We start from the raw sequence: 13,258 nt of genomic DNA on the forward strand, positions 1-13,258 counted from the left end.
TCCAAAGGAGAGCAAAAATTATGTCAAATCCTGGATATAAACGCATAGATCCAGAATTCGATCTAGGTGTGGCTAGTCTCGAGGCTGCTAGAGATCATCACAAGAGGAAAGACATAGAAGGAGCCAAGAAAAAGTCAAAAGAAGCAATAGAGCAATTTAAGCGTTGCGATACTAATGAGGCTAAAGAAAAACTTAATGAAGCGCAACAATTTCTAGACAACTTGGGGTGATAGCCATAGATAAATAAGGATTGCTGAGTCTGAGCAGTTAAATTAGAGACGTAGCAAATATTACGTCTCTAATTAGACTAAGCATTTATGAGAAAACTTCACGTTTTCTCGCAAGCGATCGCCCTACGGTGCATTTGTGGCATCTCAATCGCAAATGCTTTGGATGGTGGCGATCGCCAAATTCTTCTTTTTTGCAAAACCTCCACACAGATGAATAGAAGGCACGATTGGACACTTGCTAAAAATAAGAGGGAAATTGTAGATAATCTGCTTGTAGATGCTTATAGTTATTAAATAACGGGCATCTTATGGAAGAAATTAAACGCAGTCTGGCAGTAGTTATTGGTATTAATGAATACGGCAATGGCATTCCGGCACTAAAAACCGCCGTCAATGATGCCGAAAAAATCGCTGCGACTTTAGCAACCAAATACGAATACCAAGTTTTGCTGCTGTTAGATAGCGATGCCAACAGCGACAAATTCAAAAGCCTATTAACTGCCTTTGAACAACAAAAGCTACCTTTAGCAGATAATAGCCAAATTCAAATTCAAGAAACTGACCGAGTATTATTCTACTTTGCCGGACACGGTATCGCCTTAGATGCATTAGATAGCGCCGATGGTCCAACAGGCTTTCTTGTTCCTCAAGATGCACGCATGGATAATGACAGTAGTATGCTGCCCATGAAGCGACTGCACGATGCTTTAATTAAACTACCATGCCGTCATATATTAATTATCCTAGATTGTTGTTTTGCAGGCGCATTTCGTTGGGCAGGTAACAGAGATGCCGTGCGTCAAAATAAAGTATATCGCGAACGTTACGATCGCTTTATCTCTAGTTGCGCCCAGCAAGTAATCACCTCCGCCGGCGATGATGAAAAAGCTGCCGATTCGTTGTATCGATTTGGACAACGCAACGAAGATTCGGGAAACTCCCCTTTTGCAGAATTACTTTTAAAAGCGCTTTGTGGAGAAGCAGATTTTAGCAAAGACGGCGTAATCACAGCTACGGAAATCTACGTATATATACATGGAGAATTGGGCAATACAAGCGTCAAGCAAACCCCAGGATTCTGTCAACTCATACGTCACGACAAAGGCGAGTATATCTTTCCCGTTCCTGGGTTTGACCCGAATAAGTTAGCACCAGCACCCGCACTCGATGAAAATACCAATCCTTACAGAGGATTGAAATCGTATGAAGAAAAAGATAGCAGCCTCTTTTTTGGCAGAAAAGCCTTAATCGAAAAATTGCAAGCATTCATCATCAACCAACCGTTAACAGTGGTGCTGGGTGCTTCCGGTTCCGGAAAATCCAGCTTGGTGAAAGCCGGATTAATTACGCATCTTAAAGGGACTGGGGACTGGGGACTAGGGACTAGGGGATTAGGAGAGAAGAGGACAGATATCTATACAAAACTCTCCACGTCTTCCTCTCAATCCCTAGTCCCTAATCCCCAGTCCCTAGTCCCTAGTCCCCAAGAATGGCGGATTCTCGCTCCCATTCGTCCGGGAGAGTCTCCATTTAAAGCTTTGAATAATGCACTTGCACAAGAAAAACTACCAACTTTCGTTCAGCCTAAGCAGCAATTTGAAGAAGAATTACAGACTCTTTATCAAAGTATCAAAGCTTGGACTGAAGCTAATGAAAATGCTAAATTACTTGTCGTAATTGACCAGTTTGAAGAATTAGTAACTGTGACTAAAAATGAAGATGAGCGCTTAAAGTTTTTGAGCGAGTTAGCAAGGGCTATAAAAGCTTTTCCCGAACAGTTACGCATTGTGGTGACGTTACGAAATGACTTTGAACCGCAATTTCGCGACACACCTTTAGAAGCTTATTGGACAGCGGCAAGATTTATCGTGCCAGTCATGTCACGCTTGGAATTGCGCGATTGTATTGTCGAACCAGCCACCGCTAGGGTAATGTTTTTTGAACCGCCAACTTTAGTAGACCAAATAATTGATGAAGTAGCACAAATGCCCGGAGCGTTGCCGCTACTTTCTTTTACATTAAGTGAACTATATTTAAAATATATTAAAAGTGCCAGAGAGGGCAAAAGAAACAATCGGGCAATTACTCAAGCCGATTATGAAGAATTAGGTGGAGTGACGCGCAGTCTCACTCAACGAGCAGACAGTGAATATGATGAATTAATTAAACTTGATTCTGCTTATGCTCAAATTATTAAACACGTCATGTTACGGATGGTGGCTATAGGTGGTGGTGATTTGGCACGCCGGCGAGTATTGCTGACAGAATTGGAATATCCCAAAGCAGAAAATACGCGGGTAAAGTTAGTAATTGAGCGTTTTCTGGCAGCACGTTTGTTAGTAGGAGGACAAGATACTGAAGGTAACAGTTATGTAGAACCGGCTCATGATGTCTTAGTGCGGGGATGGCAAAAATTACTGACTTGGAAAGACCAAGAATTAGGTTCGTTGCTGCTGCAACGCGAACTAACACCGACTGCGAATAAATGGACAACTCAAAGACGAGATAAACAAGCGGTTGGTTTGTTGTGGAATAACGATCCGCGTTTACCGTTGGTTAAGCAGATATCTGAGTCTGATAAAAGTTGGCTGAATTCTATAGAGTTGGAGTTTGTTCAACGCAGCATCACAAGAAGACGAAACAATCGGCGTCGGACAGTTGGTATTGTGAGTGGAGTTATTGCCTCACTGACTGGATTAACGATTTTTGCTTTGGTTCAACTTCAGTTGTCGCTGTTACGGGAAAAAGCCGCATTAGCAGAAAATAGGCTACCTGTCAACCCTGTAGATGGACTAGTTTTAGCGATTCAGACTGCTGGTGAAAATCGTTCATTGTTACCCTGGGACATACTTAACCCAGTGAAATCTAGTTTACTTCATGCAGTGCAAGCTACTAAAGAGCGAGATCAGTTGACAGGTCATAGCGATCGCGTCACTTCTGTAGCTTTTAGTCCCGATGGGCGCTACATCGTCAGCGGTAGCGAAGACAACACAGTGCGTTTGTGGGATATGTCCGGTAAACCAATCGGCAAATTATTTACAGGTCATGCAAAACCGATTACATCTGTAGCATTTAGTCCCGATGGGCGCTACATCGTCAGTGGTAGCGAAGACAACACAGTGCGTTTGTGGGATATGTCTGGTAAACAGATTGGGCAACCATTTACAGGTCATACAAAACCGATCCAATCTGTAGCTTTTAGTCCAAATGGACGCTACATTCTCAGTGGTAGTGAAGACAACACGCTGCGTTTGTGGGATATATCTGGTAAACCAATCGGCAAAGCGTTTGTCGGTCATACAAAACCTGTCTGGTCTGTAGCATTTAGTCCGGATGGAAAATACATCGTCAGTGGTAGTAGGGATAAGACAGTACGTTTGTGGGATATTTCCGGAAATCCTGTAGGGAAACCGTTTGCAGGTCATACAGATTCTGTGTGGTCTGTAGCTTTTAGTCCAGATGGACTAACAATCGTTAGTGGTAGCGAAGACAGAACAATACGCTTGTGGGATATTTCTGGCAAACCAGTAGGACAACCATTCCCAGGTAATAGAAGTGCTGTTTTATCTGTTCGCTTTAGTCCCGATGGGCTGTATATAGTTAGTGCCGGTTTTGACAGGATAGTGCGGTTGTGGGATCTATCCGGCAATCTGATTGGAGAACCGCTTAAAGGTCATAAAAATCCGGTTTCATCTGTAGCCTTTAGTCGAGATGGGCGATATATTGTCAGCGGTAGTGGCGATCGCACAATCCGCTTGTGGGACATTAGCAATAAAATCGGGCAACCGTTGCTAGGTCATACAAGTAATGTCGCATCTGTGGCTTTTAGTCCTTCGGGGCATTATATCGTCAGTGGTAGTCTCGATAAGACACTGCGCTTGTGGGATATTTCTGGTAAGTCGATTGGGCAACCATTTTTAGGTCATAAAAATCCGGTTACATCTGTAGCTTTTAGTCCAGATGGACTAACAATCCTCAGTGGTAGCGAGGACAAGACACTGCGCTTGTGGGATATTAAAGGTAATTCGATTGGACAACCATTTACAGGTCATACAGGTAAAGTCTATTCTGTAGCTTTTAGTCCTTCGGGGCGTTACATCGTCAGTGGTAGCGAGGACAAGACACTGCGCTTGTGGGATATTAAAGGTAATTCAATTGGACAACCTTTTACAGGTCATACACAGCCTATATTTTCTGTTGCCTTCAGTCCCAATAGTAAGATGATTGTTAGTGGCGGTGACGACAGAATGGTGCGCTTGTGGGATCTTTCTGGTAAAGCGATCGCCCAACCATTCCAAGGTCATGAGGGTTCGATTTCATCTGTGGCTTTTAGTCCTTCGGGGCGTTATATCCTCAGCGCCAGTTACGACAGGACAATGCGCTTGTGGGATCTTTCTGGTAAATTAATTAGACAACCGTTTCAAGGTCATGAGTTTGGTGTGACATCTGCCGTTATCAGTCGCGATGGGCGCTACATTGTTAGTGGTAGTCAGGACAAGAATGTGCGCTTGTGGAACTTTTCTGACAGCAATATTGGGCTAAACTTTCAAGGTCATACAAATAATGTCACATCTGTTGCCATCAGTCCTGATGGACGCTACATCGTTAGTGGTAGTCGAGACAAAACACTACGCTTGTGGCAAACTCGATGGGAAGATTGGTTAGAAGTTGCCTGCAACAACTTGCAAAATCATCCTGTGTTGCAAAACCCCCAGACAGATGAGGCTAAGAAAGCGAAAGATACTTGTGAAAAATATGTTTGGCATGATAAATAATATCGTGTCCGGCTGAATGTCAATTTATCAAAACGATTCACGACAAACACTGTTTAGTCGATCGCATGACAGATAGCGATCGCACAACCAGCGACAGAATTGCGATCGCCCTACCGAAAAACACCCATCAGTGGATATACTTGTTAATTGTCAGGGTCATCTACCTCTCAAAACCAGGAATATCTTAGCTAGGGGCATCTGCCTTTCTTGTACCGCCTCCGGTGACTATTCCCCTAAGTAACGGGCACTAAAAAGTGTTAACCTATTTTTGTCATGTTTTATGATAGCGTTTGTCATGTTTTCATGTCAAGGTAGGGGAAACCCCTACCCTTAAATGTTCGCTAGCAACTATATTGACTTTTGGAAACGTTTGACTTGCCCCGGTGGGGTACTGGGGCTTTTATTAAGAAGACATTGATTTTAGCATCAATTTGTATATAAGAATCCGACTTTATTTTTGAAAAAATTTAAGTATATGTAGGGTGTGGAGCGCGTAAAGCCTACGGCATAGCTTCGCTTACCGCGCCCCTTGTCCGCTCTGCGGAAGCTAACCCACCGTCTGTGATGTCTCGGTGCGTTAGGACGAATGTCCTAACACACCCTACTACGTATACTACGCACCTGAAGGAGTGCGTAACCCCTATACTGTTAACTCGATAAAGCGTTAACAAACGTATCTTTCAAGATACCCCGCAAGAAAAAGTTGCTTTGACCAATTGGTGAATTTACAAACACCACAAGTTCCATATCATTTGGCAAAAAGTAAGCAACACATTGTTCTGTTTTACCGTCACCATTACCCCAATAACCGTTTTTGCTATAAATCGTACCTGCTGGTGTATTAGCAACTTCATCGATACCAAAGTAATTGTCAAGTATATATTGTGCTTTTTGAGGAGCAATAATCGTGTTTCTGCGCCGCACATGATCCATGACATTCAGTAGTTCCTTAGTTGATAACCTCCAACCAGCACCACCTGCAACAGAGGCTAGATCGCCAGAATCCCATCCTTTGTTATTGTTATGTGGGAACTGATAAGCCAGTGCATTCTTCGTACTCGAAATAGGCTTGAAGTCAACGTTATTGACACCAGCAGGTGTAAATACGTTAGCTTGCATATAGCTTTTATAGTAGGAAAGAGTGACTGCATCCCAATACACATCTTGAGAAGAGGATGTGGGAAATTGTGCATCTTTGCTAAGATTGCCATTGATAATTGGAATGAGAATGCGGCATAAGCCAAAGTTCATATTCTCATAATCATAAGAACCTACCTGTGTTACCCCAGCTGCCACCTTACTTTTCATAAACGTATAATCGGAGGCAGAACCACCTGTACTGAATCCCGATCTATGTGTCAACAAGTGCCGAAAGGTGATCTTGTCGATATTATTACCTTTACTCCAGTAAGTTGGTAAATAGTTAATAATCTTACTATCGTAAGAAATATTCTTGCTATCTAAAACTTTGACCAAGCCAACCGCTGTGAGAAATTTACTGACACTGGCAACGTGCATACGTGTATCTTCACTCCAACCTTGCCTGAGATCGGCAGGAGTCTGTGCCCAGTTCCAAATCAAATTATAAATGAGGTTGCCGTTTTGCCGCAGTTCAAACATGTATCCAGTTACAGAGTCTTTTAAAGTATTGTGGATAGCCTTGCCAAAAGCATCTACATTCAATTTAGGAGGGATAGCAAATTGTCTAGTGACAACGGGAATGTCATATCTGACTTGTTTTGATTCATCAACCTCTTCTATCTGAATGTTTTTTACGTGTTCTGGTGCAATGACATGTGCTGCGATTTCAGCTTCTGTTAGTTCGGCGGGAAGATTGGCAATTTTCATGGTTTTTTTCTCTCTTAAAAAAAGTGACTAGTTTGTGCTTTTCAACTCTTGCGTACCAAGTGGAAGTTTCTTAACAAGTAAGCGTTCAACTGGACGCTTACTCGTTAATTGTTTGAGTTGAGAACTGACTGATTCGATGTTTTTAAGATTAAATGGCGATCGGGAAGAACTAGGGAAGAAAATTTAATTTCCAAAAATATCAGCGAACACCTAAGCTCGACTTGATGAAATTAAGCCGCATCAACAGCGATAATGCCAAGTATTGTTACATCTTGCCGATATCTGCCTTACATGTGCATAACTTGATTTGGCTCATACCTAAAACAATATATAAGGCAAGCAATACTTGCTGAACTTTCGTTCAGTTAATAAGGTATAACTTACCGCTGCATATATTAAAACTTTTGTCAAGATTGCATGTATGGCAGAAATTAAACGAAGTCTAGCAGTAGTTATCGGCATCGATCAATACAGCAATGGCATCCCGGCACTGCAAACTGCTGTCAATGATGCTGAAGAAATCGCCGCTACTTTAAAGAGCAAATACGAATACCAAGTTCTGCTGCTGTTAAATGGCGATGCTAATAACAATAAATTCAACAGTCTATTGACGGCTCTTGAACAACACAAACTATTTTTACCTGACGGCAGCCAAATCGAAATTGAAGAAACTGATAGACTATTTTTCTATTTTGCTGGACATGGCATCCTAGATGGAATAGATAACGCCGATAGTCCTGCGGGTTTTCTTGTACCTCAAGATGCACGTTTGGGTAACAACAGCACTTGGTTATCGATGAAGCGACTGCACGATGCTTTGCAAAAACTGCCATGTCGTCATTTGTTGATTATCCTCGACTGCTGCTTTGCAGGAGCATTTCGTTGGGCAGGTGACAGAGAAGCGGTGCGGCAAAATATACATTATCGCGAACGCTACGATCGCTTTATCTCTAGTTGTGCCCAGCAGGTAATTACCTCTGCAAGCGATGATGAAAAAGCTGCCGATTACCTATATCCTTTTGGACAACGCAGCGAGCATGAGGGACATTCTCCCTTTGCTGAGTTTCTCCTCAAAGCACTTAGAGGAGATGTTGACTTGAGTCAAGACGGTCTACTTACAGCAACAGAACTTTTTGTGTATTTACAGAGCGAGTTCTATAAGATAAACGCAAAACAAACCCCTAACTTGCGTCACCTTAAACACCATGATGATGGTGATTACATCTTTCCCATTCCTAGTTTTGACCGCAATCATTTAGCCCCAGCACCTGCAATTTCCAAAAATACTAATCCTTATCGGGGTTTAAAATCTTTTGAAGAAGAACACAGTCAGCTATTTTTCGGCAGAAAAAAATTAATTTCCAAGCTGGCAGAATTTATGAGCGATCGCCCCTTGACGGTAGTGCTGGGTGCTTCTGGTTCGGGAAAATCTAGTTTGGTAAAAGCCGGATTAATTCCATATTTAAAGTTGGGCATGGGGCATCGGGCATGGGGCATTGGGCATGGGGCATCGGGCATTGGGCATGGGGCATCGGGGAGGCAGTGCGTTGGACGGGTTTCCCGGCTTGAAGCACCTGCCGTCATCGGGCATGGGGCATCTTTTTATTCCCATTGCCCATTGCCCATTGCCCAATTCCCAATTCCCCAAGAATGGCGCATTTTGGCTCCGGTGCGTCCGGGAGAATCGCCTTTTGTGGCTTTAAACAAAACGCTGATCAAGGAAAATTTGCCAACTTTTGCGGAACCAAGCCAAGCTTTTGAGCAAGAATTACTGAATTTGTATCAGAGTGTAAGTGAATGGTCTGATTTGAATCCTCAGGCAAAATTATTATTGGTAATTGACGAGTTTGAAGAATTAGTTACCGTTTGCCAAGATGAAACTGAAAGTCAAAAATTATTTGAAGGATTGGCAAGAGCAATAAAAGCTTTTCCTGAGCAGTTAAGAATTGTGGTGACACTCAGAAATGACTTTGAACCACAATTTCGCAATACACCTTTAGAACCTTACTGGGAATCGGGACGATTTGTGATGCCAAAGATATCGCGTCAAGAATTGCGATCGTGCATTGTCGAACCAGCCGCTGCCAAGGTAATGTATTTTGAGCCGCCAAGTTTAGTAGAGGAAGTAATTGATGAAGTGGCACAGATGCCGGGAGCTTTACCACTACTTTCTTTTACTTTGAGTGAACTGTATCTGAAATATATTCAGAGTGTCAAAGAAGGTAAAAGAAATAATCGGGCAATTACTCAATCTGATTATGCAGAATTAGGGGGAGTGACGCGCAGTCTGACTAAAAGAGCAGACTTTGAATATGACGAGTTAGTTAAACTTGACCCCGCTTACTCCCAAACTATCAAGCACGTAATGCTGCGGATGGTAGCGGTGGGTAGCAGCGATTTGACACGCAGACGGGTGCTATGCAAGGAACTGGAATATCCACAAGCCGAAAATACACGGGTAAAGTTGGTGATTTCGCGCTTTGTGGCGGCGCGGTTGTTGGTGAAAGGACGCGATATAGAGAATAATGAATATGTTGAGCCGGCTCATGATGCTTTAATCCGGGAATGGCAAAAGCTGCTGAACTGGAAAAAACAAGAGTTAAGTTCTTTAGTATTGCAAACAGAGTTAAGACCAACTGCAAATAAATGGGCAACCCAAAAACACGATAAAAAGGCTGTTGGTCTTTTATGGAATGACGATCCTCGCTTGCCGTTAGTACAGCAATTACTTAAGTCTGATATTGGCTGGTTGAATTTAACAGAGTTGGAGTTTGTCAAGCGTAGCATCCAAAAAAGACGCAACAAGCACTTAAAGGCGATCGCTATGATTAGTGCAGTGATGATATTGCTATCGCAACTTACCGCTTTTGGGTTTATTCAACTTCGTTTTTCGATTGTCAATAACAGTGTAGAGGAAATTAGGCAATCTTCTTTGCAGTCTACATGTTCCCAATTACACAATTTTACTACGCAAATATCGCCAACAACAGAGGCAAATATAGCTGAAGATAAATGATTTCCACTCCGAGAGCGATGCTGCCAATAAAGAGCCATTTAGACAAAAAACTTGAGAAAATGTTTTTTAATCACTTTAAGTTATAAATCTGAATAAAAATAATGTTTGATTTAATCTATGAGCTTACTTTAAAGTGAAAACTATGCACTTTACTGATGGCTTCTGTAAAAGCAAAGCCACAAAATTAAAATGAATAAATCAATTGCAAAAAAATTAACTTCCTGGGTCGTCACCGCAGTATTTTTTGTATTTGTAGCCGGATTTTCTCTGCTTGACCAGCCTAGCGCTTTAGCTCAATCAGAAACACCATCCATAACCGCTCCCATAATATCCCCGGTTGCATCGCCAATACAGTCTGTAAGCGCAAATGTGAAACGTTTGTTACAAACCAAAGAATGTGTCGGGTGTAACCTGAATGGAGCAGACCTGAGTTCGGCTAACTTGCAAGCAGCAAACTTGGAAAATGCGAACTTGGCAGATGCAGACTTCGAGAAGGCTAATTTACAAGGAGCAAATCTGTTAGGAGCAAATTTACAGGGAGCAGATTTAGGTAAAGCAAACATAGCAGGAGCAAACCTAGAGAATGCAAATTTGTTTGATGCAGACCTAGAGAAAGCAAACCTACAAGGAGCGAATCTATTAGGAGCAAATTTACAGGGAGCAGACTTGGAGAAAACAAATCTAATAGATGCGAAAATAGAAGGGGCAAACCTGCTAGGGGCTGATTTGGAAGATGCAATCACACCTCCAGGATTCACAGTTCAATGATAACAAGTACGTAATAGCCCTAATTAACATTCCCCGTCTATGAAACGACGGGGATTGTTTTTTTGATTTCACTCACAAGTGCAAATTATCGCCGATCGCTACATCACCATTACTAATAACTTTGGCTAAAACTCCTGTCTGGGTGTGGTGAAATTGCTTTTGTAGTAAAGTCAGCAATCCAATATCTCGTTCTCCGGTTTCTGGATGCACGTCTATATTTAAGCAGCGATTAATTCTGGCTGTTATCTCAATTCTCGCACTACCAAGTTGCATTTCTTGCCCTACCCAGTCAAATTCTTTCCATGCGGGTACACCTTCTACAACTATATTCGGACGAAAACGCCGGACATCAATTTCTTGTTTGGCTAATTGACTTAAATTATCTATAGTTGCTTGACTAACTAAAGAAATATGCACTGCTTCTCTGTCAGGATAGCGAGTTTCGCCAAACATCCCCACAAATTGTAAGGGTGCGCGTTTGCCGTTTCTAGCAGCAAGACTGGGATAAATTCCTGCTAGATAGCCGGTGAAAAATGTGGAAATGCGATCGCGTCCGATTTCTGTTTTCGTATCGCCAATCAATAATTCTACACCTTTACGCTTCACCCTGAGAATACCGCTAGCTTCTTCATACTGACAATCTAAAGCTGCAAGTCCGTGCCAATCATTTTGCATGATGAAGTTGTGCTTCTTCATCCACGGCACTTTAGTTGAGTCTACGTCTATTTCATCTTGCTTGTACATTAACGCAAAAGAGCGATCGCCTGGTATCCCATATCCAACTTTTAAGGTTACGCTTTGGTGTGCTAATGGTGTTAAACCCTTCACCGGATGGATAAATAACTGTTTAACTTTCATTGATTTTATATTCAAAGCTTCAGAAGTCGGCTTTCTTAAAGAAACCCGACTTCTCGTTTGTCACAGCAGACTTTTTTAATCTGAATTAGAACTCATAGATTTTTGTTTAACTGGCTGATTTTTCCCGCTATTACCACCTGTAATACTACGCAAATATGCACCGCCTATAGTCAATAAAAATACTACATAACCTACTGCTTGCACGAGATAAAGACGATCTCTGTAGCCAAATAATGATTTGAGAATAATGCCTGGGAATTGTTCATCAGGTAAGATTTTCGAGGTATTTGAAACCATCGGACCCAAAATGCAAGAATGGACTTTGGTAAAGCGTTCGTAATAAAAACAAAGGCTTTGGGAAGCGCGATCGCTTAATGCCAAAGCAGCAGCAGCTTCATCAAAGCGTTGCAGTGCCGTCACTACCAAACCGGCAACAATCAATACCAAAAAAATGCCCATCACCTGGAAAAATTGCCTGATGTTAATTTTTACACCCCATTTAAACATCAGCACACCAATACCAATTGCCGCAACTAAACCGCTAACAGCACCGAAAGCTGGCACGAATCCTTGTTGAAAATTGGCAGCGAGAAAGAAAACTGTTTCAAAACCTTCGCGAAGAACGGCAATCAAAATTAACCAAAAAACGCCCCACCCGGCATTCTTATCTGCTTTGAGAGCGCTTGTGACAGCTCCCTCAACTTGAGCTTTCATAAATCTGGCTTGTTTGGTCATCCAGATGAGCATCCAACTGAGCATAGCGATCGCTAATACGCAGAAAAATCCCTCTAGCAAAACCTCTGTCACCGATGCGTATTGCGGATTTGCCGCACTTAGCGCGATCGTTACCCAACTCAACAACACACCTACCAGCGCACTCAGGGCAATACCAACGCCCACACCAGCATACACCCAAGAGTTGAGTTGAGATTGCTTGGCTTTTTTTAGCAAAGCTAGCACAATCCCGACAACAAGCGCAGCTTCTACTCCTTCTCGGAGTGTAATTACAAAAGTCGGTAAGGCAGTAGTAAAATTCATCGTTTGTTAGTAGTTAGTAGTTAGTAGTTAAAAGTTAAAAGTTAAAAGTTAGTAGTTTTAATTCTTAACTTATAACTTCTCACTTTTTCTTAGTTAGGAGTTAGGAGTTAGTAGTTTTAATTAATTCCGCTCCTCATAACTCCTCACTCCTCACTTTTCTCAGCTGAAATCGCGTAACATTTTTTTCAGTTCGAGATTATGCATCTCTTCCTGTCCTATCATATTACGGGCGAATTCTTCTAAGTAAATGCTGGCATCGGTGACAGTTTCCAGCAGACTTTTATACAAATCCAGAGCCTTCTTTTCGTGGGATAAGCTTTCTGTCAAGATATCCTTAACTGAATGCTTGTAAGTTTCTTCCATCGGCGCAATTTTTAGGCTGGGGTGTCCATCTAAACCTGTGAGTATTTCTCCCACTTGTTCAGCATGAAGTAGAGACTCGCTAGCCTGCGCTTTGAAAAAACCCACGATAGGAATGCGGTTGGGACCTGTAACCATCAGAGAATAATGAGTGTAGCGGACTACTCCGGCTAGTTCAAATTCCATGATGGCGTTGAGTAAGTCGATGGTCTTTTTCTGGTCAAGCTCTTGCATTTTGCGTTAATTGAAGTGATGTGTGGAGAGTAATGAGAATTAGTTAGGAGTTATAAGTGAAGAATTAGGAGTTAAAAGTATAACTCATAACTTTTGTACAGACGTTCCACTCGAATGTAGAGACGTTCCAG

10 protein-coding genes are annotated in these 13,258 nt (G+C 42.2%); 6 read left to right on the plus strand and 4 right to left on the minus strand.

Annotated features, from left to right (window positions below):
* The first annotated feature begins 20 nt into the window (after positions 1 to 20).
* The 4 genes from AABK37_RS04180 (at position 21) to AABK37_RS04195 (ending at position 5,193) form a co-directional block, all read left to right on the plus strand.
* Positions 21 to 230, plus strand: coding sequence for a hypothetical protein (locus AABK37_RS04180; RefSeq protein ID WP_432550340.1), 210 nt, complete (start codon positions 21 to 23; stop codon positions 228 to 230).
* Positions 231 to 317: 87 nt separating this feature from the next.
* Positions 318 to 524, plus strand: a complete 207-nt coding sequence (locus AABK37_RS04185; RefSeq protein ID WP_432550341.1) for a hypothetical protein — start codon at positions 318 to 320, stop codon at positions 522 to 524.
* Positions 525 to 538: 14 nt separating this feature from the next.
* Positions 539 to 5,005, plus strand: coding sequence for an nSTAND1 domain-containing NTPase (locus tag AABK37_RS04190; protein ID WP_432550342.1), 4,467 nt, complete (start codon positions 539 to 541; stop codon positions 5,003 to 5,005).
* Positions 5,006 to 5,070: 65 nt separating this feature from the next.
* A complete protein-coding gene (locus tag AABK37_RS04195) occupies positions 5,071 to 5,193 on the plus strand; it encodes a hypothetical protein (RefSeq protein WP_432550343.1) in 123 nt (40 codons plus the stop codon).
* A 460-nt stretch (positions 5,194 to 5,653) separates the two neighbouring features.
* On the opposite strand, the gene AABK37_RS04200 is transcribed toward AABK37_RS04195, so the two are convergent.
* A complete protein-coding gene (locus AABK37_RS04200) occupies positions 5,654 to 6,853 on the minus strand; it encodes a serine hydrolase domain-containing protein (protein ID WP_432550344.1) in 1,200 nt (399 codons plus the stop codon).
* 421 nt (positions 6,854 to 7,274) lie between these two features.
* Between AABK37_RS04200 and AABK37_RS04205 the strand changes: the two genes are divergently transcribed.
* Both AABK37_RS04205 and AABK37_RS04210 read left to right on the plus strand, forming a co-directional pair.
* Entirely contained in the window at positions 7,275 to 9,869 is a 2,595-nt protein-coding gene (locus AABK37_RS04205; protein ID WP_432550345.1) for a caspase family protein, read from the plus strand.
* A gap of 189 nt (positions 9,870 to 10,058) precedes the next feature.
* Entirely contained in the window at positions 10,059 to 10,637 is a 579-nt protein-coding gene (locus tag AABK37_RS04210; protein ID WP_432550346.1) for a pentapeptide repeat-containing protein, read from the plus strand.
* A gap of 72 nt (positions 10,638 to 10,709) precedes the next feature.
* Here AABK37_RS04210 and AABK37_RS04215 read toward each other — a convergent pair whose 3' ends face one another.
* From AABK37_RS04215 to AABK37_RS04225, 3 genes are all read right to left on the minus strand, one after another.
* Positions 10,710 to 11,495 (minus strand): MOSC domain-containing protein, encoded by a 786-nt coding sequence (locus tag AABK37_RS04215; protein WP_432550347.1) that lies wholly within the window; start codon positions 11,493 to 11,495, stop codon positions 10,710 to 10,712.
* A gap of 75 nt (positions 11,496 to 11,570) precedes the next feature.
* Positions 11,571 to 12,533 (minus strand): FTR1 family iron permease, encoded by a 963-nt coding sequence (locus tag AABK37_RS04220; protein ID WP_432550348.1) that lies wholly within the window; start codon positions 12,531 to 12,533, stop codon positions 11,571 to 11,573.
* Between the two features lie 159 nt (positions 12,534 to 12,692).
* The gene (locus tag AABK37_RS04225; RefSeq protein WP_432550349.1) at positions 12,693 to 13,127 is read right to left on the minus strand and encodes a ferritin-like domain-containing protein; all 435 of its coding nucleotides are present in this window, start codon (positions 13,125 to 13,127) and stop codon (positions 12,693 to 12,695) included.
* Between the last annotated feature and the right edge of the window lie 131 nt (positions 13,128 to 13,258).

Origin of the sequence: Tolypothrix sp. VBCCA 56010, assembly GCF_050875635.1 — a bacterium.
Taxonomy (GTDB): Bacteria; Cyanobacteriota; Cyanobacteriia; order Cyanobacteriales; family Nostocaceae; genus Hassallia.

Bases quoted from the DNA above. Each gene is read 5' to 3' on its own strand.
- AABK37_RS04180 (WP_432550340.1), top strand. From the start codon at position 21: ATGTCAAATCCTGGATATAAACGCATAGATCCAGAATTCGATCTAGGT.
- AABK37_RS04185 (WP_432550341.1), top strand. From the start codon at position 318: ATGAGAAAACTTCACGTTTTCTCGCAAGCGATCGCCCTACGGTGCATT.
- AABK37_RS04190 (WP_432550342.1), top strand. From the start codon at position 539: ATGGAAGAAATTAAACGCAGTCTGGCAGTAGTTATTGGTATTAATGAA.
- AABK37_RS04195 (WP_432550343.1), top strand. From the start codon at position 5,071: ATGACAGATAGCGATCGCACAACCAGCGACAGAATTGCGATCGCCCTA.
- AABK37_RS04200 (WP_432550344.1), bottom strand. From the start codon at position 6,853: ATGAAAATTGCCAATCTTCCCGCCGAACTAACAGAAGCTGAAATCGCA.
- AABK37_RS04205 (WP_432550345.1), top strand. From the start codon at position 7,275: ATGGCAGAAATTAAACGAAGTCTAGCAGTAGTTATCGGCATCGATCAA.
- AABK37_RS04210 (WP_432550346.1), top strand. From the start codon at position 10,059: ATGAATAAATCAATTGCAAAAAAATTAACTTCCTGGGTCGTCACCGCA.
- AABK37_RS04215 (WP_432550347.1), bottom strand. From the start codon at position 11,495: ATGAAAGTTAAACAGTTATTTATCCATCCGGTGAAGGGTTTAACACCA.
- AABK37_RS04220 (WP_432550348.1), bottom strand. From the start codon at position 12,533: ATGAATTTTACTACTGCCTTACCGACTTTTGTAATTACACTCCGAGAA.
- AABK37_RS04225 (WP_432550349.1), bottom strand. From the start codon at position 13,127: ATGCAAGAGCTTGACCAGAAAAAGACCATCGACTTACTCAACGCCATC.